Below are 25,630 nucleotides of genomic sequence, written 5' to 3' on the forward strand. Positions count from 1 at the left end.
CGCGACGCCACGGCCCCCGTCGTCAGCGCTCGTATTTCTCCACCACCTGCTCGATGGCGCCGAAGATCGAATGGCCGCTCCGGTCCTTCATCTCGATGCGCACCGTGTCGCCGAAACCCATGAACGGCGTCAAGGCCTTGCCGCCTTCGATGGTCTCGATCATGCGGATTTCGGCGATGCAGGAATAGCCGACGCCGCCTTCGGCGACCGGCTTGCCCGGCCCGCCGTCGAGCTTGTTGGAGACCGTGCCCGAGCCGATGATGGCGCCGGCCGAGAGCGGCCTTGTCTTGGCCGCATGCGCGATCAGCGTCGGGAAATCGAAGGTCATGTCGAGACCCGCCTCGGCGCGGCCGAACGGCTTGCCGTTGAGGTCGACACACAGGGGCAGCGAGACCTTGCCGCCATCCCATGCCTCGCCGAGTTCGTCCGGCGTCACCGCGACCGGCGAGAAGGCCGAGGACGGCTTTGACTGGAAGAAGCCGAAACCCTTGCCGAGTTCGGCCGGGATCAGACCGCGCAGCGAAACGTCGTTGACGAGCATGACCAGCCGGATCGCGTCCCGCGCCTCGTCCGCGCTCGCGCCCATCGGCACGTCGTCGACGATGACGGCGACCTCGCCCTCCATGTCGATGCCATAAGCCTCGTCGGCCATCAGGATCGGATCACGCGGCGCCAGGAACGCGTCCGAGCCGCCCTGATACATCAGCGGATCGGTCCAGAAGCTTTGCGGCATCTCGGCATTGCGCGCCTTGCGTACCAGTTCGACGTGATTGACATAGGCCGAGCCGTCGGCCCACTGATAGGCGCGCGGCAGCGGCGAATGGGCGTCATGCTCGTGGAAGCGTTCGGAAGGCACGGAGCCGTGCTCCAGCCCCTCGCCCAGTGCCTCCAGATGCGGCGCCATCCGTTTCCAGTCGTCGAGTGCCGCCTGCATCGTCGGCACCAGGAAGGAGGCGTCGGTGCAACGCGTCAGGTCGCGCGACACGACCACCAGCCTGCCGTCGCGCGTACCGTTCTTCAGTGTCGCCAGTTTCAAGATTGCCACTCCTCTGCCGGGCGCTGTCGGTCTGCCGCGGCCGCATTTGACCGCCGGAAAAATTTGTTGCACCCGTAACGATCGAAAGTGCAACTATCAACGGTCTTGCCCATGACCTCTCCCCGCCATGAGACCATGGAAGCCGCGGCGCTGGAACTGGAAAACTTCCTGCCCTATCGGCTCAACCGGCTCGCCGACGCGGTCAGCCGCGACTTTGCCCGCATCTACAAGGATCGTCACGGCCTGACCCGTCCCGAATGGCGGCTGCTTGCGACCCTCGGCCAGTATGGCGCCATGACCGCGACCGAGATCGGCGCGCATTCCTCCATGCACAAGACCAAGGTATCGCGCGCCGTCGCCGCGCTCGAAAAGCGCCTGTGGCTGGCCCGGGCGACCGACGACGCCGACCGGCGCGTGGAAAACCTGACGCTCACCCGTGCCGGCCAGCGCGTCTATCGCGAACTCGTGCCGTTCGCCCGCGCGTTCGAGGCGGCCATGCTGGCCGCCTTGCGTGAAAGTGAACGCAAGGCTCTGCTGACCGGGCTCGACGCGCTGGAGCGCGGGTTCGCGCGATGACTGACGGCCGCCACCCGAAGCCGGCACGGCTGAGCGACCTACTGGCATTGCCGGCGGTCCACGCCGCGCCATTGCCGCGATGGCTCGAGGCGGCCGCCTCCTTCGGCATCAGCGCCGACGACCCGATGGTCGTCCGGCGGCAGCGCTTCACCAACATTTTTGCCTGGGCTTCGGCCGCCAACGTGGCCGCACATGTCGCCGCGTTCTGCGCATACGACCTCTTCGGCCTGTTTCCTCTCGTTCTTGCCGACGTCGTCTTTCTGGCGGGCCTTCTGGCGGTCCCGTTTCTCCACCGCGCCGGCGATTTCGTCGCCGCGCATGTCCTTGCCGGAATCAGCACCGCGGCGATCCTCTTCACGCTCGTCATGCTCGGCCGCGACAGCCAGATCTACGTCTACTTCGCCCTTGCCGGCATCATCTTGTTCACCTTCGGCATCGGTAATCCGCGCGCCTATGCGCCGTGGTTCATGGTGGCGCTGGCCAGCCTCCTTGCGGCGCTGCCGCTGGTCAGCGATGACGGCATGCTGGCGGCCGGCGACGATGGTCTGCGGCGGTTGGTCTCTTCTCACGCCATGGTCAATGTCGCGGTGGTCAACGCGCTGGTCATCTATTTCGTGCTTTCGAGCCTGCGCCGCACCGAAATCGCCCTGCAAGACCAGCATGCGCGAGCTTCGATGCTTGTTGCCGCCGTGCTGCCGGCCAGCGTGGTGGAGCGGCTGAGCCACGATCCGGGCCGCCGCGTCGCCGACCGCATCGACGGGCTGAGTGTGCTTTTCGCCGACCTCGCCGGCTTCACCGCGGCCGCACGCAACCTGCCGCCTGAAGACATCGTCGACCATCTCGACGGATTAGTGCGTGCCTTCGACCGCCTATGCGAACAGGCAGGCGCGGAAAAGATCAAGACCATCGGCGACAGCTACATGGCCGTCGGCGGGCTCAATGGTGACGACCGCGGCGGTGCGCTGGCGATCGGGCGGCTGGCGCTGGCGATGCGGGACGCGCCGGAGGTGCGGCGGCCGCTCGGCGAAACGCCGCTCGCCCTTCGCATCGGCATCCATTCCGGCAGCGCCACGGCCGGCATCATCGGCGAGACCCGCTTCACCTACGATGTTTGGGGTGATGCCGTGAACGTCGCCGCGCGCATGGAATCGCACGGCCTGCCGGGTTCCATCCAGGTCAGCGAGGCATTCCGCCTTATGGCGGGCGACACCTTCTTTTTCGAGGCAAGGGGCGCAATCGAAGTTCGCGGCGTAGGACCGATGTCCACTTTCCTGCTTGCCGGCGAAAGGCCGGCCACCGATGGCGAAATCGCTTCGCGAGAGCAGTCGACCTGAGCGTCGTCGATCCATTGACACCACGTCTTTGCGCGGCCGTCCGCTCACCAGTCCATCACCACCTTGCCGGAACTGCCGCTGCGCATGGCGTCGAAGCCGGCCTGGAAGTCGTCGATGCCGATCCTGTGCGTGATCAGGCCGGAAACGTCGAGCGGTCCCTGCACCAGCGCGATCATCTTGTACCAGGTCTCGAACATCTCGCGGCCGTAGATGCCCTTCAGCGTCAGCATCTTGAAGATGACCTTGTTCCAGTCGATCGAGAAGCCGGTCGGCGCGATGCCGAGAATGGCGATCTTGCCGCCATTGTTCATGACGTCGATCATGTCGCGGAAGGCGCCGGCCGAGCCCGACATTTCCAGCCCGACATCGAAACCCTCCTTCATGTGTTCCTCGCGCATGACGTCGGAAAGCTTCTCGTTGGCCGCGTCGACCACGTGATGGATGCCCATCTTGCGGGCAAGGTCGAGCCGCACGGGATTGATGTCGGTGATCACCACCTTGCGCGCGCCGACCGCCTGCGCCACCAGCGCGCCCATGATGCCGATCGGCCCGGCGCCGGTGACCAGCACGTCCTCGCCGACGAGGTCGAAGGAAAGCGCGGTGTGAACGGCGTTCCCGAGCGGATCGAAGATCGCCGCGATCTCGTCGGGCACGTCGTCGGGAATGGCGACGACATTGTGCTGCGGCAGGCACACATATTCGGCGAAGCTGCCCGGCCGGTTGACGCCGACGCCGAGCGTGTTGCGGCAGAGATGACCGCGGCCCGCCCGGCAGTTGCGGCAATGGCCGCACACGATATGGCCCTCGCCCGAGACGCGCTGGCCGATGCGGTATTCCGTGACCGCGGAACCCGTATCGGCGACCTCGCCGACGAATTCATGGCCGGTCACCATCGGCACCGGCACGGTCTTTTGCGCCCATTCGTCCCAATTGTAGATGTGGACGTCAGTGCCGCAGATCGCGGACTTCCTCACCCGCACCAGCACGTCGTTGGGCCCGACCTCGGGCACCGGGACGTTCTCCATCCAGATGCCGGGCTCCGCCTTCGCCTTCACCAGCGCGCGCATCATGTTGGACACTTCGATGTCTCCGAAAGATAGGGACGGCCAAACACCATCTCGATCGTCACCCGATCACCCCCAGTTCCCTCCCCACCTCGCCGAACGCGGCTACCGCGCGGTCGATGTCCTCGGCCGAATGCGCCGCCGACATCTGCGTGCGAATGCGCGCCTGCCCTTTCGGCACCACCGGGAACGAAAAGCCGATCACATAGATGCCGCGTTCCAGCATCATCTCGGCCATCTTGCCGGCAAGCGCCGCGTCGCCGATCATCACCGGGATGATCGGGTGGCCGGCGCCGGCGAGCGAAAAGCCGAGCTTGGTCATCGACGACCGGAAGCGCGCCGCGTTGTCATAGAGCTTTTTCCTGAGTTCGCCGCCCGCCTCGATCAGGTCGAGCACCTCGAGCGAGGCCCCGGCGATCGCCGGCATCAGCGTGTTGGAAAACAGATAGGGCCGCGAACGCTGGCGTAGCCAGTCGACCACCTCCGCCCTGCCCGCCGTGTAGCCGCCGGACGCGCCGCCGAGCGCCTTGCCGAGCGTGCCGGTAACGATGTCGATCCGGCCCTCGACACCGCAATGCTCCGGCGTGCCGCGGCCGTTTTCGCCGACGAAACCGACGGCATGGCTGTCGTCGACCATCACCATCGCACCGTATTTCTCGGCCAGATCGCAGATGCCGCCAAGGTTGGCGATGATGCCGTCCATGGAAAAGACGCCGTCGGTGGCGATCAGCTTGAAGCGGCAGCCTTCGGCCTCCTTCAGCCTTTCCTCGAGATCGGCCATGTCGTTGTTGGCGTAGCGCAGGCGTTTCGCCTTCGACAGCCGCACCCCGTCGATGATCGAGGCGTGGTTGAGGGCGTCGGAGATGATCGCATCCTCTTCCGAAAGCAGAGTCTCGAACAGGCCGGCATTGGCGTCGAAGCAGGAGGAATAGAGGATCGTGTCCTCGAAGCCGAGAAAGGCCGAGATGCGGGCCTCCAGCTGTTTGTGCTCCTCCTGCGTGCCGCAGATGAAACGCACGGAGGCCATGCCGTAGCCATAGCGGTCGAGTGCCGCCTTGGCCGCCGCGCGCACGCGCTGATTGTCGGCCAACCCGAGATAGTTGTTGGCGCAGAAATTGAGCACGTCGGCGCCGCCGGCCTCGATATGGGCCGACTGCGTGGAGGTGATGACACGCTCCGACTTGTAGAGCCCGGACCGCCGCAGTTCGGCGAGTTCGCCCTCCAGATGGGTCAGGAATGCCTTCGTCATCGCTTACCTCCAGCCGGATTTGTGGCCCATTCGGCCTGCGCAGACAATCGCCCAGGCGACACCCGCCGCCGTATTCCTCGCCAAGGGCGGCGGGCACGTCGCGAAAGCAAATGTTAGGAGTGCCGCGCTAGGCTCTCGCGATTGATGGGCAGGAGCAAATTGCCGTGAGCGACGCATCGGCCGACAGGAATGAAAAGGATGTCATTCTGTCGATGCGGATGGACGCGATGCTCAACTCCTCGCCCGCGTCGTTTCTCAGCATCGTCGGCGCGCTGATCGCGCTTTACGTCTACTGGTCGCCGTCAACCGCGACGGTTCTGCTGTTCTGGCTGGGCTGCATCGTGGCGGTCGCCGTCACCAACCTTGTCTCGACGGTCCTTTACGCACGCAGGATTCCTCAAAGCTGGAACGCCCGCTCCTGGGCGCGCTTCGTCTGCCTCATGCATCTTTTGTCCGGCCTCAGCTGGGGTGTCGGCGGCGGCTGGATGCTGAGCTTCGCCAATGAGCACCAGGCTTTGGTCACCGTTACGATCGGTCTTGCCGCCGTCACCGTTTCGATCCCTTCGGTGGTGCACCTGCGCGCCTACAATCTGTTCCATCTGCCGATCTTCTGGCCCTATGCGGTCGGCGCCGCGTTGAGCACGCTGCAGTTCAAATGGCCGATTGCCATCGGTTTCTTCCTGCTCGGTGCCTTCGCCGTCGTCATCGGCCGCGTGCTTGGCGATCAGCTGACCAACGCGCTGCGGCTGTCGATCGAGAACCGGCGGCTGGCGGAGCGCCTCGAGGAGCGCAGCGCCGAACTCGAAGCCGCCAATCGCGAACTCGAGATCGAGAGCCATACCGACCCGCTCACCGGTCTTGCCAACCGCCGGCGGTTGATGTCGTTCGCCCGCGCCGTTCGCGGCCGCTGCGCGGTCATGATCGTCGATATCGATCATTTCAAATCCTATAATGACAGCTACGGCCACGTCGAAGGCGATGCCTGCCTCGTCACGGTGGCGAGGGCGCTGCTTGGCAGTGTGCGGCCGGACGAGGATATCGTCGCCCGGCTCGGTGGCGAGGAATTCGCTGTGATCCTGACCGACGTGGATGCGCAGCAGGCGCATGAACAGGCCGAGGCGATCCGCGCCGGCGTTCAGGCGCTGCCGGTCGCTGGAACGAACGGCGTCAGGCGCAAGGTCACCGTCAGCATCGGCCTTTCAACGCGCGATGCCGATCAGCAAAAGACGCTTGCCACCCTGATGGAGGAAGCCGACGCCGCCGTCTACCGGGCAAAGGCGGACGGGCGCAACGTGGTCTGCATCGGCAAATCCTCCGCGGCTCGGCACGTCGCCTGAATGGCGCGGCCGACAGGGCATTCCCCGGCGCAAATCATTTTCGCAAGCCTCAGAAAAACGCCTGCAATCCCGTCTGCGCGCGGCCGAGGATCAGCGCGTGCACGTCGTGCGCGCCCTCATAGGTGTTGACCGTCTCCAGGTTCTGCGCGTGGCGCATGACGTGGAACTCGATCTGGATGCCGTTGCCGCCATGCATGTCGCGGGCCTGGCGGGCGATGTCGAGCGCCTTGCCGCAATTGTTGCGCTTCACGATCGAGATCATCTCCGGCGCCATCTTGCCCTCGTCCATCAGCCGCCCGACGCGCAGCGAGCCCTGCAGGCCGAGCGTGATCTCGGTCTGCATGTCGGCGAGCTTCTTCTGATAGAGCTGCATGCCGGCGAGCGGCTTGCCGAACTGCTTGCGGTCGAGCCCGTATTGACGGGCACGGAACCAGCAATCCTCGGCCGCGCCCATGGCGCCCCAGGAGATGCCGTAGCGGGCCCGGTTGAGGCAGCCGAACGGGCCCTTGAGCCCCGACACGTTGGGCAGCAGCGCGTCCTCGCCGACCTCGACATTGTCCATCACCACCTCGCCGGTGATCGAGGCGCGCAGCGAAAGCTTGCCGCCGATCTTGGGCGCGGAAAGCCCCTTCATGCCCTTCTCGAGCACGAAGCCGCGTATCTGGTTGTCATGCGCAGCCGACTTCGCCCACACCACGAACACGTCGGCGATCGGCGCGTTGGAGATCCACATCTTGGAGCCGGAGATCCGGTAGCCGCCATCGGTCTTTTCGGCCCTGGTCTTCATGCCGCCGGGATCGGAACCGGCATCGGGCTCGGTCAGGCCGAAACAGCCGATGAACTCGCCCGAGGCGAGCTTGGGTAGGTATTTCTTGCGCTGTTCGGCGGAGCCGTAGGCGTGGATCGGATACATGACCAGCGACGACTGCACGCTCATCATCGAGCGATAGCCCGAATCGACACGCTCGATCTCGCGCGCCACCAGCCCGTAGGTGACGTAGTTGGCGCCGAGCCCGCCATATTCCTCCGGAATGGTGACGCCGAGCAGGCCCGCCTCACCCATCTCGCGGAACAGCTCCGGATCGGTCTTTTCCTCCATATAGGCGTCCTGGACGCGCGGCATCAGCCTGTCGGCGGCAAAGCTCGCCGCCGCGTCGCGCATCATGCGTTCGTCTTCTGACAGCTGGTCCTCGATCAGGAACGGGTCGTTCCAGACGAAGCTCGCCGGCTTTTGTGCGGAAATGTTCATGGGACCTCCCAACGATGCGCGATCTTGGCGGACGACCGCCATTGGCCCCATCCTAGACCGCAACGGCGCTTCGCGCTAACAACAATTCCCGCGAAGTTTATGCGTTTTTGCGATCAATGGGATCAAACAGCCGTCATGCGCCGCGCCTACATCCCAACCGTAGCCGAACTCCAGGCGTTTCGCGCCTGCGTGCGTTACGGCACGACAATTCGCGCCGCCGATGATCTAGGCCTGACACAGAGTTCGGTGAGCCGCTCGCTCGGCATGCTGGAAGACCGGCTCGGCGTCAACCTGTTCCACCGCGTACGCCAGCGCCTGGTGCTTTCCGACGCCGGCCGGCGTTTCCTGCGCGACGCCGAGGCCGTGCTCGACCACCTGCACGAGGCCTCGGTGCGGGTGATGGCCTTCGGCGGCCAGTCCGACGTCATCAGCCTGGCGGTGCTGCCGACCTTCGCCGACCGCTGGCTGGTGCCGCGGCTTGGCCGTTTCCTGGAGCGCGCGCCGCAGGTCACCATCGACATCACCGTCAGGCTCGACCCGGTTGATCTGCACGCCGAACCCTTCGACGCGGTGATCCAGCGCGGCCCGGCCGAAGCCGACACATCCGGCATCGTGCCGCTGTTCGGCGAGGAACTGATCGTGGTCGCGGCACCCGCACTGCTTGCCGGCAGGGAATTTCTCGACGATGCCGAACTGGCCGGCCTGCCGCTGCTGCAGCAATCGACGCGGCCGACATTGTGGCTGGAGTGGTTCCAGGCCGCCGGCATCGATCCGCGCACCACCTTGCGCGGCCATCGCTTCGAGCAGTTCTCGATGCTGATCGAGGCCGCCGCCGCGGGGCTCGGCGTGGCGCTGGTGCCAAGGCTGCTGGTCGGCCGCGAACTCGCCGCCGGCCGGCTCGCCAACGCCTCGCGCAACACGATCGCCGGCGAGCACCCCTACCGACTCGTCCACCGGCCGGGCGCCGAGGAGCAGGCCGGCCTGCGGGAGTTCCTGGCGTGGGTGGTCGAAGAGGCCGCTGCCGAAGGCGCTACAGCCTGATCGCGTAGCGGATGCCGTCATAGATGGCGGCGTGGATGTTGCGTGAGGCGACCGCGTCGCCGATGCGAAAAAGCACGAACGCGCCGTCGGCATTGGACGACGGGAAGATGTCGCCACCCGAAACCAGCGCCTCGTAGTCGACCGCGCCTTGATTGGACGAAAGCGGCTTGAGCGCGAAATAGAGCTCGTCGAGCGGCGTCGTGCCATGTTCGGCCACCACCTGGTCGACCAGCCGTTCCTCGCGGAAGCCGGAGGCAAAATCCGAGCCGAGCGTGGCGGCGAGCCGGTTGCCTTCGCGGCGCACTCCAAGAAGGCGCGTATTGATCGTCACCCGCACGCCGTTTTCATGGAATGAGCGCATATAGGGCACATGGTTCATGCCGCCCATTTCCGGCGCGAAGAAGCGCTCCGGAGACACGAATTCGACCGACGCGCCGGAGGTGGCGGCGACTTCGGCCGCGCTCATCGCCTGGTGGCCGCCATTGTCGTCATAGAACAGGATGGAGCCGCCGGGCTTCACCGAACCGGAAAGGATGTCCCAGCTCGTGGTGACAAGATCGTCCCCTTCGGCGAGCGGCGGCGGCTGCGGCAGCCCCCCGGTGGCGATCACCACCATTTCGGGGGCGAGCGCCCTGAGATCGTCCGGCTCGGCCCAGCAATCGTAGCGGATTTCGACGCCGAGCCGCTCGAGTTCGGCCAGCCGCCAGTCGACGATGCCGATCAGTTCCTTGCGTCGGGGGTTCTGTGCGGCCAGCCGCACCTGGCCGCCGGCCTGCGACGCCGCCTCCAGCACCGTCACCTGGTGGCCGCGCTCGGCCGCAACGCGCGCCGCCTCCAGCCCGGCCGGCCCGGCGCCGACCACCACGACGCGGCGCAAGGGCCCGTTGCTGCGCGCGATCACATGCGGGATCGTCGCCTCGCGGCCGGTGGCGGCGTTGTGGATGCACAACGCCTCGCCGCCCTCGTAGATGCGGTCGAGACAGTAGGTGGCGCCGACGCAGGGGCGGATGCGATCCTCCTCGCCGGCCATCACCTTCCTGACGATATGAGGGTCGGCCATGTGCGGCCGGGTCATGCCGACCATGTCGAGCTTGCCCGCGGCGATCGCGTGGCGCGCGGTGGCGACATCGGCAATGCGCGCGGCGTGAAACACCGGGAACTTCGTCACCGCCTTGACCTCGCCGGCGAAGTCGAGATGCGGCGCGGACCGCATGCCGGTGATCGGGATCACCTCCGTGAGTGCGGCGTCGGTCTCGATATGGCCACGGATGATGTTGAGGAAATCGACCTTGCCGCAGGCCGCGAAGCGGCGCGCGATCTCGACGCCGTCCTCGCGCGCAAGCCCTCTCTCCCAGTCCTCGTCGGCGACCATGCGGATGCCGACGACGAAATCCGGGCCGACCGCGGCGCGCACCGCGTCGATGACGCGGAAGGAAAAGCGCAGCCGGTTGTCGAGGCTGCCGGCGAACTCGTCCTCGCGCCGGTTGGTGGCCGGCGACCAGAACGAATCCATCAGGTGCCCGTAGGCCTCGAACTCGATGCCGTCGAGGCCGGCGGCCTGCATCCTTTGCGCCGCCGCCGCATAGTCGGCGACGATGCGCTCGATGTCCCAGTCCTCGGCCTCTTTCGGGAACGAGCGGTGCGCCGGCTCGCGCACCGGCGAGGCAGAGAGCACCGGCAGCCAGTCGGCCGTGTTCCAGCCGGTGCGGCGGCCGAGATGCGTGAGCTGGATCATCACCTTGCAGTCATGCGCATGGCAGGCATCTGTGAGTTCGGCCAGCCATGGCACGATCTCGTCGCGGTAGGCCTGCAGATTGCCGAACGCCGCCGGGCTGTCGCGCGAGACCAGCGCCGAGCCGGCGGTCATGGTCAGCGCCATGCCGCCTTTTGCCTTTTCGGCGTGATAGAGCCGGTAGCGCTCCTTCGGCAGCCCGTCGTCAGAATAGGCCGGCTCATGCGCGGTCGACATGACGCGGTTCTTGAGCGTCAGGTGCTTGAGCCGGTAGGGCTGGAGCAGCGGGTCGTTGGCGATGGATGTCATGGTTGGCTAGCTGGGTGTGGCTGGCATTGAGCGGGGATCGCGCGCACCGTGCATGATGCGCATGATGACGACCTGTGTACCGACTACCTCGAAGAACACGAGATAGGGATAGCGGCCCGGATTCACGCAGCGCAGCGAAGGATCATCCGTCTGACGGCCCACAGCGGGATAGTTCGCGAGGAGCGTGCGAACGTTTCGAAACCGTTCGCGAAACCCGCGCGCGGCGGACGGCGACTCGGTCGCGAGCAGCTTGAGGATTTCGGCCAAATCCGCGAGGGCGGCAGGCGAAAGGCTCGTTTTCATGAAGCATAAGTCTTGAAGAGCGCCTCTATCTCCTCCTCGCTCGCGAATTCGCCGCGCGCAACCTGCCGGCGGGCAACCTCTATCGCCGCTCGTTCAGCCTCCGAGAGAACATAGACATCGTCGTCCGACCGACCGGACATGATATTTATGATTGCACGGGCGAGCTCATCCTGCTTCTCGGGCGGCAAGCGCTTGGCTTCTTCAAAAACCTGTTCGAGCAGTTTCGTCATGTCCATTCCATACCATCATGCTCCATTCCGATCACATCAATTCAAAGGCAGGCGGCGATAGCGGCCGGGGCTGGCCGGGTCGGTGAAATGGTTCATCGGGCCGTTTTCGGCGAAATGCGCCGCCCAGCGCTTCATCGCGCCGTCATCGAGCGCCACGCCCAGCCCCGGACCTTCCGGCACCCTGACGGTGTCGTTTTGCTGGCGGAACGGCCCGTCCTCGATCACGTCGCCCACCTGCCAGCGAAACAGCGACTGCGAGGCTTCCGTGATCCACGGCGTTGCGGCGACGACGTGCAGATAGGCCGCCGTCATGATGCCGAGATCGTTGGAATAGCACCAGAAACCCTTGCCCATCGCCTCGCAGGCGGCGATGAATTTCAGCGTCCGCGACAGCCCGCCAAGCGCCGCGAAATTGCACACGAAGGTATCGGGCGCGCCGAGCGCGACGGCGCGGCGCAAATCCGGCACGTGGGTGGAGAAGGGAATGCGCGAATGCTGGCGCAATGCCGCCATCTCCTCGAAGCTTGCGACCGGGTCCTCGTAATTGCGGATGTTGAACGGCTCGATCTCGCGCAGCACCCAGCGCGCCGTGGTCAGCGACCATTGCATGTTGGAATCGAGCTTGAGCTGGACGCCCGCGCCCAGCGCTTCGCGCAGCATGCGCACCGTGCGGATTTCCAGTTCCGGATCACCGAGGATGAGCTTGCCCTCGAAGATCGAGGAGCCGTGCTCGGCGCGCATCCTCAGGCAATAGTCGACGATCGCCTCCGGGCTCATCTCGCCGCCGGCGCCGTCCTGCTGCGGCCGGAAGGCGAAATATTCGGAGAACGGGATGTCCTTGCGCACCGCCCCGCCGAGGAGCTTGTAGAGCGGCAGCCCGAACGCCTTGCCGCGAATGTCCCACAGCGCCAGTTCGACGGCGCCGAAGGCGACGGAGGCGGCGTTCTCGCCGGTATTGGCGGTGATCTGCCACGGCGGCACGCAGCGCGCCTCGCAATCGGCAAGGTCGAGCGGGTCGGCGCCGATCAGCGCCGGCGCGATCTCCGCCTTGATGACCTCGCCGAAATGCCACCAAGGCGCCTCGCCGAGGCCGACCAGTCCCTCGTCGGTCTCGACCTCCACGATCGATTTCGAGGCGCCGCCGTAAAGTCCGGCCGTCCACCAGAACGGCGCGTCGAAGGGCACGTTGACATGGGTGACGCGGATATCGGTGATCTTCATCGGCATGACCATGCGTTCGACGTCATTGTCGCTGCACCCCGGCAACCATCAGTACCAGGCGTCTTCCATCGCCGCGTCCTTTCGCGCGATGAAGTCCTTCAGCGCCTCGTCCGTCGCAGGGTCGAGGTGCGGAGCCTCGAACTCGGCCAGCTTTTTCTTCCACAGCCGGTTGGCGCGCGTTGCCGCGTCTTCGGCCCCGCCTGCCTCCCATTTCTCGAACGGGTCGTTGTCGGCGATCTCGCTGTCCCAGAACGCGGTCTCGTAGTTGGCGATGGTATGCTGGCAGCCGAAGAAATGGCTGCCCGGCCCGACCTCCCGGAAAGCGTCGAGGGCAAGCTGGTTGTCGTCGACCGCGACCCCGTCGAGATAGGTGGCGAGTGCGCCGCACAGATCGGCGTCCATGACGAACTTTTCGTAGGACATCGACAACAGCCCGTCGAGAAAACCGGCCGAATGCAGGATGAAGTTCGCGCCGCAATGGATCGCCGCCATCATCGACAATGTCGATTCGGTCATCGCCTGCGCGTCGGGCAGCTTCGAGGTGGTGAAATTGCCCGAACATCTGAGCGGCAGGTTCAGCCGCCGCGCCAGTTGCCCGATCACCATCGAGCCGATCGCCGGCTCCGGCGTGCCGAAGGTCGGCGAGCCCGAACGCAGCGACATCGACGACAGGAAATTGCCGAAGATCACCGGCGCGCCCGGCCGCTCGAGCTGGGCGAGCGCACAGCCAGCCATGGTCTCGGCCAGCGACTGGGCGATCGCTCCGGCATTGGTCACCGGCCCCATCGCCCCGCCGAGGATGAAGGGCACGATGACGGTGCCCTGGTTGGCGCGCGCATAGGCCCGCAGCGCCCGCGTCATGGTGCCGTCCCATACCAGCGGCGAATTGACGTTGAGATTGCCGAGGATGACGCAGTTTTCGTCGACGAAGTCGGAGCCGAACAGGATGCGGCACATCTCGATCGAATCCTCGGCCCGCTCTTCCGCCGTGATCGAGCCCATGAACGGGCGGTCGGAATAGCGGATATGGCTGTAGACCATCTCCAGATGGCGCTTGTTGACCGGCAGGTCGACCGGCTCGCAGATCGTGCCGCCGGAATGGTGCAGCCAGGGCGAGGACTGCGCCAGCCGGATGAAATTGCGGAAATCCTCGATGGTGCCGTAACGGCGGCCCTTGTCGAGGTCCATGACGAAGGGCGAGCCGTAGGCGGGCGCGAACACCACCGCGTCGCCGCCGATCCGCACCGATTTTTCCGGGCTGCGTGCATGCTGGACGAATTCGGCCGGCGCGGTCTTGAGGATCTCGCGCAGCATACCCGGCTCGAACTTGACGAGCACGCCGTCGACCCTGGCGCCGGCGCGCCGCCAGTGGTCGAGCGCGGCGGGATCGTCGCGGAACTCGATGCCGATCTCGGCCAGGATGCGGTCGGCGGCGGTCTCGATGCGGACGAGGTTGTCCTCCGACAGGATGTCGTAGGTCGGGATTGCCCGCTTGATGAACGGGCGTCCGGGCCCGCTGGCGCCGTGGCTGCGCTGCTCGCGCCGGGCGCTGCGTCCGCCGCGCTCGCGCCGCTGGCCTGCCGTCGCTGTCTGCGCCACCGCCATCACCTGACCTCCGGAGCAAAAGCCTGGTCGACCCTAACCGCGCCACCGGTCGCTGTGACGCTGGAAAATCTTCATTTCTTGTATAAGCTTGACTTATGCAAAGCCTGCGCCACCTGCTGCCCTCGGCCGGCAATCTGATCGTCTTCGAGGCCGCCGGCCGGCTGGAGAGCTTCACTGCCGCCGGCCGTGAGCTCGGCATGAGCCAGGCCGCCGTCTCCTATGCCATCCGCGGGCTCGAGGAACAGCTCGGCGTGCCGCTGTTCGAGCGCCGCCACCGCAAGGTGCTCCTGACCGAGGCTGGCGCGCGCTTTTTCGCCGACGTGGCGCTCGGCCTGTCGCATATCCGCAAATCGGCCGAAGACCTGCGCCTGGCGGCCACGGGCGGCCATGTGACGCTGTCGGCCTCAACCGCCTTCGCCTCCTTCTGGATGATGCCGCGCCTGCAGCAGTTCCGCGACGAGGTGCCCGGCGTCGACCTGCGCATCCAGACCGCCGAGCGCGACCTCGACATCGTCGCCGAGCGCATTCCGCTCGGCATCCGCGGCGGCGACCCCAGGGACTGGCCGCGCTACGAGGCGTTGCCACTGGCGGAAGAGGAAATCTTCCCGGTCGCAAGCCCCGCCTATGCCGCACGTTTCGGCCTGCCGCGCACCGTGGAGGATCTGCACCAGCACCGGCTCATCCATCTCGAGGAACCCTATCGCGAGGCGGCAAGCTGGTCCGACTGGTTCCGCTCGGCCGGCCACGCCGGCCCGGTGGCCGCCCGCGGGCTGCTGATCAACGACTATGCGCTGGTCATCCAGGCGGTCATGGAAGGCCAGGGCATCGCGCTCGGCTGGCGCCATCTTGCCGAACGGCTCCTGGCCAGCGGACTGCTCACCCGGGTCACCGGCCACGCCATGGCGACCGGCAAATGGTTCCATGTCGTCTGGCAGCGCGACCGCGACCTGTCGCCGAACGCGCTGAAGGTTCGCGACTGGCTGCTTGCGCAGGCCTGATGGTCCGCCGGCATCTGTTTCATACGTAACGGTTTGATAACCCCCGAATGTCAGAATCCGCATTCGGGGTCGGCAACGCTCACGGGTAGCAACGGCCATGGACGGCACACTGGCGCGCAAAGGCGCATCACAGGCGGCGACCGCCGAGAAGCGGCGCTATCGCCGGCGGCCTGTCGCCATCCTGGCGGAAATCCAGTTCTCCCGTGGTATCCGTTCGCTGCGGGAAGCCAAGGCGCTGGTGCGCAACATCTCCGAAGGCGGCATCCAGCTCGACACGCGCGGCATCGCCGACCTGCCGGACTCCTTCTATGTCCGCTTTCCCTTCAGCAACGAGCGCATTGTCTGCTACGTGCTCAACCGCGACCGCCTGCTCATCAACGCCACCTTCGCCCACCCCCTGCCGACCACATTCGTCGACCGCATCGCGAAACTGCCGAGCTACCAGCGCTGAGTTCGCCGCCCGCCGTGTCTGGCGCCCGCGCACCACCTGTGCTTGGCGCCGAATCCGGCTATAAGCGCGGGCATGCCGATCCGCCAGCTTACCGACACCATGGTCAACCAGATCGCCGCCGGCGAGGTGATCGAGCGGCCGGCGAGCGTCGTCAAGGAACTGGTCGAGAACGCGCTCGACGCCGGCGCCACCCGCATCGAGGTCACGACCGCCGGCGGCGGGCTCAACCTGATCCGCGTCATCGACGACGGCAGCGGCATCCCGGCCGACGAACTGCCTCTGGCGATCGCGCGCCACTGCACCTCCAAGCTTGCCGACGATATCCACGACATCCGCTCGCTCGGCTTCCGTGGCGAGGCGCTGCCGTCGATCGGAGCGGTGGCGCGGCTTTCGATTCGCAGCCGCGCCCGCGGCGCCAACGACGGCAGCGAGATCGCGGTCGTAGGCGGCGAAATCTCGCGCCCGCATCCCGCACCCGCCAATCCCGGCACGATGGTCGAGGTGCGCGACCTCTTCTTCGCCACCCCGGCGCGGCTGAAATTCATGAAGGGCGAGCGCGCCGAGACCAGCGCCGTGACCGACGTCGTCAGGCGCATCGCGGTGGCCTTTCCCGCGGTGCGCTTCACCCTGTCCGGCAGCGACCGGACGCGGCTCGACCTGCCCGCCGAGACCGGCGACGCCGAGGGCACGCTGCGGCGGCTGGCGCGGGTGCTGGGCGAGGAGTTCCCGGCCAATGCGCTCGAGGTCGAAGCCGAGCGCGAGGGCGTAAGGCTTGCCGCGCAGGTCTCCATCCCGTCCTTCACGCGCGCCAACGCCCTGCAGCAATATGCCTATGTCAACGGCCGGCCGGTGCGCGACCGCCAGATCGCGATGGCGATCCGCGCCGCCTATCAGGACGTGCTGCCGCGCGACCGCCACGCGGTCGCCGCCCTGTTCCTGACGCTCGACCCGGCACTGGTCGACGTCAACGTCCACCCGGCCAAGGCCGATGTACGCTTCCGCGACCCGGGGCTGGTGCGCGGCCTCATCATCGGCGCCATCCGCCAGGCGCTCGCCGGCGCCGGCATCCGCCCGGCGACAAGCGCCGCGGCGGGCCTCGCCGGTGCCTTCCGGCCCGGCGGCATGCCCGCCTCGCATCCCGGCCCCGCCAACCAGCACCGCTCGCATGACGGGCTGCAGCGCGCCTATGCATCGATGCCCTTCGACCTCGCGCGTTCACCGCAGCGGCCGCTGTCGGGTTTCGGGGAGGACGGGCAGGCCACCTTCAAAACGGCCGCGGCACCCAGCGGCGACGCCGGGGCCGCCCTTGCCGAACCGCCCGCCGAAACCTTGCGCGCGCCGCTCGGCGCGGCCCGGGCGCAGGTCCACGAGAACTACATCGTCGCCCAGACCGAGGACGCGCTGGTCATCGTCGACCAGCATGCGGCACATGAGCGGCTGGTCTACGAGGCGCTGAAGAACGCCCTTCACGCGCGCCCGCTCGCCGCGCAACTGCTTTTGATGCCGGAGATCGTCGACCTTGCCGAAGACGACGCCGACCGCCTCGCCCGCCACGCCGAAACGCTGAAACGTTTCGGCCTCGGGCTTGAACGTTTCGGCCCCGGCGCGGTCGCCGTGCGCGAGACGCCGGCCATGCTTGGCGAGACCGACATTGCCGCGCTGGTGCGCGACCTCGCCGACGAGATCGCCGAAAACGACACCGCCGAGACGCTCCGGGAGCGCCTCGACCAGATCGCCGCCACCATGGCCTGCCACGGCTCGGTGCGTTCCGGCCGCCGGCTCAAGCCCGACGAGATGAATGCGCTTTTGAGGCAGATGGAGGCGACGCCGGGCTCGGCAACCTGCAATCACGGCCGCCCGACCTATATCGAACTCAAGCTCAGCGACATCGAGCGCCTGTTCGGCCGCCGCTGACGGCGCCGCACGCGGGCGCAACCGGCTTGACCCGGCAGCGGAAATATGGCGCTTAGGGCGCACTCATGACGAAGAGGCCGAACGGCGGATGAACCGGTTCGAAGGACCAGGCGCGAAGGAAGCGCGGTTGCGCTATCTGGACGGCGACTTTCAGGTCGCCAGCCCGGGCTCCTTCGTGCGCTGCGCCGTCACCGGCGAAGCGATCCCGCTCGACGAGCTCAAATACTGGAGCGTCGCGCGCCAGGAGGCCTATGCCAGCGCCGCGATCTCGCTCAGCCGCGAGATCGACGTCGACCCCGGACTGCGCAAGCGCGGCTGAGCGTCGCCGGCTTACCCTGCCCGCGACACGCCGTGGCGGCGCACGTCGTACGCCTCGATCGTGTCGGCGATGATACGGTCGGGCACCGAAGCCAGTTCGAACTTCATCTCCACGGCGACGACTTCCAGTCCGGCTACGAAATCGCGCGCCGCCTGCGACCCGGTCGCCAGCCGCACGGCGTCCTTCTCCGTCGTCACCAGTTCGAGCTTCTTCGCCCGCGCGTCGGCGGCCAGTTCGGCCAGGTCGTCCTCCGCAAAGGCGTGGTGGTCGCCGAAGACGCGGCGCTGCGCGACATGGCCGCCGGCCTCCGACACGGTGCGGAAGAATTTCTCCGGATCGCCGATACCGGCAAAGGCGAGGAAGTCGCGTCCGGCGAGCCGCTTCGCCTTCACTGTCCTCAGCGTCGCCGCGTAGACCGGCTTGCCGGCGCGCGAGGCAAGCCGCACCACCGCCGCGGCGCTGTCGCCCTCGCCGACGACCAGCACCGCATCGGCATAGCCCATCTGGCGGTTGAGCGGCGCCCGCATCGGGCCGCCCGGTATCGTGTGGCCGTTGCCCAGCCCGCGCCGCGCGTCGATCACGATCAGCGACAGGTCGGCATGGATGCGCGCGCTCTGGAAGCCGTCATCCATGATCAGGAAATCGCAGCCCTTTTCGAGCAGCAGCCGGGCGCCGTCGGCCCGCCGCGGCGTCACGACGACCGACGCATGACGCGCAAGGAGCAGCGGTTCGTCGCCGACATGGCGGGCACTGTCATGGTCGCGGTCGACGAGATGCGGCTCAGCAGCGATGCCGCCGCCATGGCCGCGCGAGAGGATGCCCGGCTTCAGGCCGGCGCGTCTGGCCGCTCGCGCCATGGCGATCGCCGTCGGCGTCTTGCCCGAGCCGCCAACGGTCAGGTTGCCGACGCAGAGCACCGGCGCTGCAATCTTTTCGCGGCGCGCATGCGCCATGCGGCGGCCGGCGACGACACCGTAGACCCAGGACACCGGCGACAGAACGCGCGCGCGCCAGTCCGGCTCTTCCCACCAGAACGGAGGGGCTTCGCTGGTCACCGTCAGCGCCTCCCGGAACCGTCCTCGAGCCGGGCTTTCACGATCAGCGGCTGGATGTAGGGTTCGAGCGCACGCAGCGTCGCCGCCAGCGCGCCGCGCATCTCGTCGACGGTGGCGCGGCCGGCAGCCATCATCTCGCGGCGCTTGCCCTCATTGTTGAGAAGGAAGTTGACCGCGCCGGCCAGCATCTCGCGGTCATTGACGAGGCGCGCGCCGCCGCGCTCGATCAGCTGGTGGTAGGCCTCGCGGAAATTCTGGACGTTGCGTCCCGACAGCACCGCCGTATCGAGCATGGCGGGCTCGATCGGATTCTGCCCGCCCTCGGCCTCCAGCGAGCGGCCGACAAAGGCGATCTCGGTCAGGCGCAGATAGAGCCCCATGTCGCCGATCGTGTCGCCGAACAGGATGTCGGTCGCCGGCGACACGCGGTCGCCGCGGCTCTGGCGCGCCGTCGTCAGCCCCTTGGCCGAAAACATCGCTTCCAGCGTGTCGGCCCGGTCGGGATGGCGCGGCACGATGATGGTCAGGATGCCGGCGTGGCGTGCCTTCAGGAGCAGGTGAACGTCGGCGGCGATTTCCTCCTCGCCGTCATGGGTGGAGATCGCGGCCCAGGTCGGGCGGCCGGCAACGTCCTTGGCAAGCGCGGCAAGCTTTTCCGGATCAGCCTGCGGCGGGTCGGTGTCGACCTTCAGATTGCCCGAGACGGTCACCGGGCGCGCGCCGAGCGCGGCGAAGCGCGCGCCGTCCTCTTCCGACTGCGCCACCACATGGGCGAGATTTTCCATCAAAGCCTCGGCCAGGTAGGAGCGCTTCTTCCAGGCGGCGAAGGAGCGGTCCGACAGCCGCCCGTTGACCAGCACCTGCGGCACCCGCCGGGCGCCGAGCTCCAGGATGGTCATCGGCCATATCTCGGATTCGGCGATGATGGCGAGGTCCGGCGACCAGTGCGACAGGAAGCGGTTCACCGTCGGCTTCAGGTCGAGCGGCACATATTGGTGGATGACCCTGTCGCCGAAGCGCTCGCGAACGACCCGCGCCGAGGTGACAGTGCCCGTCGTCATGACGACGCCGATGCCGTAGCCGACAATGCGTTCCACCAGCGGGATCACCGCATTGGTTTCACCGACGCTGGCCGCGTGCATCCACACCAGCGGGCCCCTTGGCCGCGCGATGCGGGTGAAGCCGTAGCGTTCGCGCCGCCGGCCCGCCTCCTCCTTGCCCTTGGTCGAGCGCCAGGCGATGTAACCGCCGACCAGCGGATAGACGGCGGCGCCGGCCATCCGGTAGGCCGACAGGATGGTGCGGGCCCAGCGTTCGCTCATGGCCCGTCGACGAGCCTGTAGGCTTCGGCTGTAGCCGCGTTGAGGCCGTCGGTGATCTCGCGGCGCTTGGCCTCCAGTTCCTCGTCGCTGGCATTGGCCGGGACCAGCACCGGGTCGCCGAACACCACTGCCTTGCGCCCGAAGGGCAGGTTGATGGTGGTCTTGTCCCAGCTGCTCTCGATGACCTTGCGGCGGCTCGTTGCCAGCGCCACCGGCACGATCGGCCGGCCGGAAATGCGGCCAAGCATGACGATGCCGAGGCCGGCCTCGCGCGGGGTGCCGTGGGGAATGTCGGCAATCATGGCCACGGCTTTCTCATCGTCGAGCGCCTTTTTGAGGGCAAGCAGCGCCCTGATGCCGCCTTTTTCGAGCGTCCGGGCGCGGTCGCGCCCGCCCGAACCGCGCACGACGGCAAAACCGAAGCGTTCCGCCACCCGCGCGTTGAGTTCGGCGTCCTTGCTGCGCGAAAACAGCGCCGCCATTTCCACGCCCTTCGGTTTCATGCAGGGCGCCAGGATGTGCTGGCCATGCCAGAAGGCGGCAATTCCCGGGGCATGCGCGTCGAACGCCCGCTGCGCGTCCTGCGAGCCCCTGGCGGTGCGGTTGGTCAGGTAGATGAAGCGCAGCGCCAGCGAGATCGCGCCGACAAGGGCACCGTTCACGAGATCGGACTGTGCGAGCCGGACCCGCATCTTCCGCCACAAGGACTTCCTCATCGTCGACCATCGCCCGCGGCGCAATGCATGCGCGTCATCGATGCGGCCGAGCCGCTCATCCGTCATCGCTGTCGCCCCGCTAACCGTCCGCCTCGGGGTCGAGGAGACGATGCAGATGCACGATGAAATAGCGCATATGGGCGTTGTCGACCGTCTGCTGGGCCTTCGACCGCCAGGCTGTTTCCGCCGTCGCGTAGTCGGGGAAGACGCCGACGATGTCGAGGTCGTTCAGATCGCGAAACTCGACGCCCTTCAATGATTTGAGCTCTCCGCCGAAGACGAGGTGCAAAAGCTGCTTCTTGCCTGTGTCCTCAGCCATTTCGGTGTCCGTGCATGTTGGTGAAAATCGAATCTGCTTAGATCATTCCGGCGCGATTGGAAACCTGCGCTTTGCCGTTTACGTAAGCTTTCGCCGGCAGCCGGGGACAAGGCTCACCGTGTGCCGGCCGATTCAGGCGCCCCTGCGGCGATGGCCCGCGCCAGCCCGGCCAGGAGCGGGCCGCTGCCGGCGACCAGGGCTCCATGGCGCGGTGACGGACCGGCATAGATCGGACGATCTCCGTTCTCGTCGAGCACTTCGCCGCCGGCCTCGGTCAGGACGAGGTCGACCGCGGCGAGATCCCAGTCATGGGAATTGGGTTTGACGAAGGTCGCGTCGAGCTGGCCCGAGGCGATCAGCGCGATGCGGTAGGCGAGCGATGGTACGTAGGGGGTCCGCTTCAGCGTTGCGCGCAGTGGCTCGGCGACCGCATCGATGAGCGGTTTCGGGCCGCCGACCATCGGCGTCGGGCCGGCCTTGCGCACCGCGATGGCTCGGCCGTTCAAGAACGCGCCCGCGCCTCGCCGAGCCCAGTAGATTTCGTTTTTCGCCGGGCAGTCGAGCACGCCGGCAACGGCCCGGCCGCCTTCCACCACGGCGACGCTGACGCACCAGGTGCTGCGGCCTTCGATGAAGCCGCGCGTGCCGTCGATGGGATCGACGACGAAGGTCCGGTGCGCGCCCCTACGCTCATGGCCGGCGGTCTCTTCCGACAGCCAGCCATAATCCGGCCGGGCGCCGCCGAGCGTCCTGCGCAGGAAGCGATCGACACTGATGTCGGCTTCGCTCACCGGCGAATTGCCGCCTTTCATCCACACATCGGGATCCTTGCGGAAGTAGCGCAGCGCGATGCGGCCGGCCTCGGCCGCGGCGTCTCGAACGAGGTCGAGATCGGACTCGTCGGAAGAAAACGCCTCAGCTCCCGGCAAGCGTCATGCCCTCGATCAGAAGCGTGGGAGCGGCCGTGCCGAAATGGCGGTCGATGTCGTTGGCCGGTATCATGTTGAGGAACATGTCCTTGAGGTTGGCCGCGATCGTCACTTCCGACACCGGGTAGGTGATCTGGCCATTCTCGATCCAGAAGCCCGAGGCGCCGCGGCTGTACTCGCCGGTGACCATGTTGACGCCCTGGCCGAACACCTCTGTGACGTAGAAGCCGGACTTCAGCGCACCGATGAAGTCTTCGGGCGTGGCCTCGCCCGGCTCGATCGCGAAGTTCGTCGAGGACGGGGTGATCGACGATCCCGAACGCACCCCGCGGCCATTGGTCTCCAGTCCGAGTTCGCGCGCCACGGCGGTCGAAAGCAGCCAGTGGCCGAGCACGCCCTTGTCGACCATGACGAGCGGCAGGCCGGCGACACCTTCCCCGTCGAAGGGCCGCGAAGACGGGCCGCGCACGCGCCGCGGCTCGTCCGTCACCGTGACCGCCGCGTTGGCGACCTTCTTGCCCATGCTGTCACGCAGGAAGCTGGTCTTGCGGGCGACCGACGCGCCATTGATCGCGCCGGCGAGATGCCCGGCAATGCCGCGCGCCACGCGCGGGTCGTAGACGACGGTCACCGGACCGCTTTTCGCCTTGCGCGCGCCAAGCCGCCTGACGGTGCGCTCGCCGGCCTTGCGGCCGATCGCCGCCGCATCCTCCAGATCGGCGAAATGCAGCCGCGAGGAAAACTCGTAATCGCGTTCCATCGCCGTGCCCTCGCCGGCGACGACGCTGACGGAACGCGAGAAGCGCGAGGCGACATACTGGCCGACAAAACCGCTGGAGGTCGCAAGCATCAGCCCGCCAAGGCCGGCGCTGGCGCCGGCGCCGCTGGAATTGGTGACGCCTTCGACCGCTAGCGCGGCTTCCTCGGCGGCGAGAGCGTCGGCGCGCAGCCGGTCGGCGCCGATTTCGGTTGCGTCGAAGAGATCGAGGTCGGGGACCTGGCGCGCCAGGAATTCCTCGTCCGCCAGTCCCTGGTGGGGGTCTTCCGGCGACGCCTTGGCCATGGCGACCGCCCGCTCGGCCAGCGCGGCCGCGTCGGCGCCGGCCGTCGCCGAGACGCTGGCGACGCGCTTGCCGACAAACACCCTGAGCGAGATGTTGTCGCTTTCCGAGGCGTCGGTCGATTCGACCTTGCCGAGTCGCACCGAGACGCTGGTCGAGCGGCTGCGCACCACCACCGCGTCGGCCACCTCGGCGCCAGCACGGCGTCCGGCCTCGACAAGCGCGCTCACCGTATCGACGAGCTTTTCGGTATTCATCGGTTCCGACATGCGGTATTCCCGGTTGGAAGGCCTCGCCATGCGGGCAGCGTTGGCAGCGTCGCGGACAGCCCCCATCTATTGCCCCGCGCATGCATGTGCAATGGGCGGACGCCAGGCGGGCCCGCATCAAGGTTCGGTCGACAAGCAGGGGAACGACATGGCTGCCGAGGGCGCGACCTATTTCTCGCAGGCACTGCTGCTGCTCGGCGGCGCCGTCGTCGCGGCGCCGCTGTTCAAGCGCGTCGGCATGGCAACGGTCCTCGGCTACCTGGCCGCGGGCGTGGCGATCGGCCCGGTCGCGGCGCTGATCACCGATGGCGAGGGTCTGCTGCACGTCGCCGAACTGGGGGTCGTGCTCCTCCTGTTCATCATCGGGCTCGAACTGAAGCCGTCGCGGCTCTGGGCGATGCGGCGGGAAATCTTCGGGCTCGGCCTGGCCCAGGTCGTCATCACCGGCATCGTCCTGACCGCGGCCACACTCGCCATGACCGGGCTCGAATGGCAGCCTGCGGTGATCGTCGGCTTTGCGCTGGCGCTGTCGTCGACGGCCTTTGCCATGCAGCTTCTCGAGGAGCGCGGCGACACCAACCGCAATTACGGCCAGACGGCGTTTTCGATCCTGCTGTTCCAGGATTTGGCCATCGTTCCCCTCCTCGCGCTGGTGCCGCTCTTCGCGCCCGGCGGCGGCGAGGGCGAGCGCTCCGGCCTCGAACAGTTCGCAATCGCCGTCGTCGCCATCGTCGCGCTCTTGGCGGCCGGGCGTTACTTGCTCAACCCGCTCTTCCGGATCATCGCCAACACCGGCGCCAAGGAGGCGATGATCGCGGCCGCCCTGTTCGTCGTCCTGGGTGCCGCCGCGCTGATGCAGTTCGCCGGCCTTTCGATGGCGATGGGCGCCTTCATCGCCGGCGTGATGCTCGCCGAATCATCCTACCGGCACGAACTGGAAGCCGACATCGAGCCCTTCCGCGGCATTCTGATCGCCCTTTTCTTCATGGCCGTCGGCCTGTCGCTCGAACTCGACGTCATCGTCGACAACTGGCTGACGATCATCGTTGCCGTGCCGATTCTCATGGTGCTCAAGGCGGTCTGCATCTACGCCCTTTGCCGTCTGTTCGGGTCGCCGCACGCGAGTTCCGTGCGCGTGGCCCTGCTGCTGCCGCAGGGCGGCGAGTTCGGTTTCGTGATCTTTTCGGCCGCCGCCGCGGCGTCGATCTTCTCGCATGACACCTCCTCGCTGCTGATCTCGGTGGTGACGCTGTCGATGGTGCTGACGCCGATCGCGTCCGGCCTCTCGCGTTTCCTCATCCCCGCCGAGGAGGAGGAGACGATGGAGGAGGATTTCCACGGCGCCGGCTCCGATGTCCTGATGATCGGCTTTTCGCGTTTCGGCCAGATCGCCGCGCAGATCCTCCTGTCGGGCGGCCGCGACGTGACCATCATCGACCACTCCGCCAATCGGGTGCGTGCGGTGGAAAAGTTCGGCTTCCGCATCTATTTCGGCGACGGCACCCGCAAGGACGTGCTCGAGGCCGCCGGCATCCGGCGTACCAAGATCGTCGCCGTGTGCACGCGCGAGAAGGAGGCGACCGACAAGATCGTCGAACTGGTGCAGATGGAATATCCGCATGCCCGTCTTTATGTGCGCTCCTACGACCGCACCCATGCGCTGGAGCTGCGCGCCAAGGGCGTCGACTACGAGCTGCGCGAGACCTTCGAATCGGGCCTGCTGTTCGGCCGCCGCACGCTGGAAGCGCTCGGCTTCGACGAAGAGACGGTTGCCGAGATCGGCGAGGACGTGCGCCGCCGCGACGAGGAGCGGCTGGCGATCCAGGCCGTCGAAGGTCTCTATGCCGGCTCCGACAAGCTCAAGACCCGCCCGATGACGCCCGAACCCCTGATCAAGCCCAGCCGCGAATCCCGCCGGCTCGACAAGACCGGAACGACAGATGCGTCGCAAGGCGCCGAGCCCGCGGAATAGCCGGCAATTGCCAGCGGAG

24 protein-coding genes are annotated in these 25,630 nt (G+C 67.1%); 9 read left to right on the plus strand and 15 right to left on the minus strand.

The genetic code is table 11. The features are described 5' to 3' along the window. Positions 1-22 precede the first annotated feature (22 nt). Complete coding sequence (locus tag FQ775_RS12145; RefSeq protein ID WP_146297774.1) at positions 23-1,036, minus strand: fumarylacetoacetate hydrolase family protein; 1,014 nt, start codon at positions 1,034-1,036, stop codon at positions 23-25. A gap of 111 nt (positions 1,037-1,147) precedes the next feature. Between FQ775_RS12145 and FQ775_RS12150 the strand changes: the two genes are divergently transcribed. Next, the gene (locus FQ775_RS12150; RefSeq protein WP_246730100.1) at positions 1,148-1,612 is read left to right on the plus strand and encodes a MarR family winged helix-turn-helix transcriptional regulator; all 465 of its coding nucleotides are present in this window, start codon (positions 1,148-1,150) and stop codon (positions 1,610-1,612) included. Beyond that, a complete protein-coding gene (locus FQ775_RS12155; protein ID WP_146297775.1) occupies positions 1,609-2,946 on the plus strand; it encodes an adenylate/guanylate cyclase domain-containing protein in 1,338 nt (445 codons plus the stop codon). The genes FQ775_RS12150 and FQ775_RS12155 overlap by 4 nt, the downstream gene beginning before the upstream one ends. A 44-nt stretch (positions 2,947-2,990) precedes the next feature. Here the strand turns inward: FQ775_RS12155 and tdh are convergent, their stop codons facing one another. Both tdh and FQ775_RS12165 read right to left on the minus strand, forming a co-directional pair. Next, positions 2,991-4,025, minus strand: coding sequence for an L-threonine 3-dehydrogenase (gene tdh / locus FQ775_RS12160; protein ID WP_146297776.1), 1,035 nt, complete (start codon positions 4,023-4,025; stop codon positions 2,991-2,993). A 46-nt stretch (positions 4,026-4,071) separates the two neighbouring features. Continuing rightward, a complete protein-coding gene (locus FQ775_RS12165; protein WP_146297777.1) occupies positions 4,072-5,259 on the minus strand; it encodes a glycine C-acetyltransferase in 1,188 nt (395 codons plus the stop codon). Positions 5,260-5,423: 164 nt separating this feature from the next. On the opposite strand from FQ775_RS12165, the gene FQ775_RS12170 reads away from it, so the two are divergent. Then, on the plus strand, positions 5,424-6,596 hold the full coding sequence (locus FQ775_RS12170; protein ID WP_146297778.1) for a GGDEF domain-containing protein: 1,173 nt from the start codon (positions 5,424-5,426) through the stop codon (positions 6,594-6,596). Between the two features lie 49 nt (positions 6,597-6,645). On the opposite strand, the gene FQ775_RS12175 is transcribed toward FQ775_RS12170, so the two are convergent. Next, positions 6,646-7,845: an acyl-CoA dehydrogenase gene (locus FQ775_RS12175; protein ID WP_206064746.1), complete on the minus strand. Its 1,200-nt coding sequence runs from the start codon at positions 7,843-7,845 to the stop codon at positions 6,646-6,648. Positions 7,846-7,980: 135 nt separating this feature from the next. Between FQ775_RS12175 and FQ775_RS12180 the strand changes: the two genes are divergently transcribed. Continuing rightward, a complete protein-coding gene (locus tag FQ775_RS12180; protein WP_146297779.1) occupies positions 7,981-8,886 on the plus strand; it encodes a LysR substrate-binding domain-containing protein in 906 nt (301 codons plus the stop codon). Here FQ775_RS12180 and FQ775_RS12185 read toward each other — a convergent pair. The 5 genes from FQ775_RS12185 to FQ775_RS12205 are packed head-to-tail and all read right to left on the minus strand — an operon-like array spanning position 8,876 to position 14,286. Next, positions 8,876-10,927, minus strand: coding sequence for an NADH:flavin oxidoreductase (locus tag FQ775_RS12185; protein WP_146297780.1), 2,052 nt, complete (start codon positions 10,925-10,927; stop codon positions 8,876-8,878). The genes FQ775_RS12180 and FQ775_RS12185 overlap by 11 nt on opposite strands. Positions 10,928-10,933: 6 nt before the next feature. After that, positions 10,934-11,230: a type II toxin-antitoxin system RelE/ParE family toxin gene (locus tag FQ775_RS12190; protein WP_146297781.1), complete on the minus strand. Its 297-nt coding sequence runs from the start codon at positions 11,228-11,230 to the stop codon at positions 10,934-10,936. Next, a complete protein-coding gene (locus FQ775_RS12195) occupies positions 11,227-11,460 on the minus strand; it encodes a hypothetical protein (protein ID WP_146297782.1) in 234 nt (77 codons plus the stop codon). Before FQ775_RS12195 ends, FQ775_RS12190 begins: the two co-directional genes overlap by 4 nt. A 36-nt stretch (positions 11,461-11,496) precedes the next feature. Further along, the gene (locus FQ775_RS12200; protein ID WP_246730101.1) at positions 11,497-12,687 is read right to left on the minus strand and encodes a mandelate racemase/muconate lactonizing enzyme family protein; all 1,191 of its coding nucleotides are present in this window, start codon (positions 12,685-12,687) and stop codon (positions 11,497-11,499) included. Positions 12,688-12,729: 42 nt separating this feature from the next. Further along, positions 12,730-14,286: a trimethylamine methyltransferase family protein gene (locus FQ775_RS12205; protein WP_146297783.1), complete on the minus strand. Its 1,557-nt coding sequence runs from the start codon at positions 14,284-14,286 to the stop codon at positions 12,730-12,732. A gap of 95 nt (positions 14,287-14,381) precedes the next feature. On the opposite strand from FQ775_RS12205, the gene FQ775_RS12210 reads away from it, so the two are divergent. The 4 genes from FQ775_RS12210 to FQ775_RS12225 all read left to right on the plus strand — a co-directional run bounded on the left by FQ775_RS12210 (position 14,382) and on the right by FQ775_RS12225 (position 17,968). Next, entirely contained in the window at positions 14,382-15,284 is a 903-nt protein-coding gene (locus FQ775_RS12210; protein WP_146297784.1) for a LysR substrate-binding domain-containing protein, read from the plus strand. Positions 15,285-15,381: 97 nt separating this feature from the next. Continuing rightward, a complete protein-coding gene (locus FQ775_RS12215; RefSeq protein ID WP_146297785.1) occupies positions 15,382-15,735 on the plus strand; it encodes a PilZ domain-containing protein in 354 nt (117 codons plus the stop codon). A gap of 72 nt (positions 15,736-15,807) precedes the next feature. Beyond that, positions 15,808-17,649, plus strand: a complete 1,842-nt coding sequence (mutL, locus tag FQ775_RS12220) for a DNA mismatch repair endonuclease MutL (protein WP_146297786.1) — start codon at positions 15,808-15,810, stop codon at positions 17,647-17,649. A gap of 88 nt (positions 17,650-17,737) precedes the next feature. Next, positions 17,738-17,968 carry a DUF2093 domain-containing protein gene (locus FQ775_RS12225; RefSeq protein WP_146297787.1) on the plus strand — a complete coding sequence of 77 codons (231 nt, stop codon included), beginning with the start codon at positions 17,738-17,740 and terminating at the stop codon, positions 17,966-17,968. A gap of 11 nt (positions 17,969-17,979) precedes the next feature. Here the strand turns inward: FQ775_RS12225 and lpxK are convergent, their stop codons facing one another. The 6 genes from lpxK to FQ775_RS12255 form a co-directional block, all read right to left on the minus strand. Then, complete coding sequence (lpxK, locus tag FQ775_RS12230; protein ID WP_146297788.1) at positions 17,980-19,023, minus strand: tetraacyldisaccharide 4'-kinase; 1,044 nt, start codon at positions 19,021-19,023, stop codon at positions 17,980-17,982. Positions 19,024-19,025: 2 nt separating this feature from the next. Then, on the minus strand, positions 19,026-20,345 hold the full coding sequence (gene waaA, locus FQ775_RS12235; RefSeq protein WP_146297789.1) for a lipid IV(A) 3-deoxy-D-manno-octulosonic acid transferase: 1,320 nt from the start codon (positions 20,343-20,345) through the stop codon (positions 19,026-19,028). After that, the gene (locus FQ775_RS12240; RefSeq protein WP_146297790.1) at positions 20,342-21,127 is read right to left on the minus strand and encodes a lysophospholipid acyltransferase family protein; all 786 of its coding nucleotides are present in this window, start codon (positions 21,125-21,127) and stop codon (positions 20,342-20,344) included. The genes waaA and FQ775_RS12240 overlap by 4 nt, the downstream gene beginning before the upstream one ends. A gap of 13 nt (positions 21,128-21,140) precedes the next feature. Beyond that, positions 21,141-21,380: a DUF4170 domain-containing protein gene (locus tag FQ775_RS12245; protein ID WP_146297791.1), complete on the minus strand. Its 240-nt coding sequence runs from the start codon at positions 21,378-21,380 to the stop codon at positions 21,141-21,143. 113 nt (positions 21,381-21,493) lie between these two features. Next, positions 21,494-22,309 carry a 3'(2'),5'-bisphosphate nucleotidase CysQ gene (locus FQ775_RS12250; protein WP_146297792.1) on the minus strand — a complete coding sequence of 272 codons (816 nt, stop codon included), beginning with the start codon at positions 22,307-22,309 and terminating at the stop codon, positions 21,494-21,496. Further along, entirely contained in the window at positions 22,296-23,639 is a 1,344-nt protein-coding gene (locus FQ775_RS12255) for a TldD/PmbA family protein (protein ID WP_146297793.1), read from the minus strand. The genes FQ775_RS12250 and FQ775_RS12255 overlap by 14 nt, the downstream gene beginning before the upstream one ends. Before the next feature lie 148 nt (positions 23,640-23,787). On the opposite strand from FQ775_RS12255, the gene FQ775_RS12260 reads away from it, so the two are divergent. After that, a complete protein-coding gene (locus FQ775_RS12260) occupies positions 23,788-25,611 on the plus strand; it encodes a monovalent cation:proton antiporter-2 (CPA2) family protein (protein WP_146297794.1) in 1,824 nt (607 codons plus the stop codon). The last annotated feature ends 19 nt before the right edge of the window (positions 25,612-25,630 follow it).

Source organism: Nitratireductor mangrovi (assembly GCF_007922615.2).
In the GTDB taxonomy this organism is placed as follows: Bacteria; Pseudomonadota; Alphaproteobacteria; order Rhizobiales; family Rhizobiaceae; genus Mangrovimarina; species Mangrovimarina mangrovi.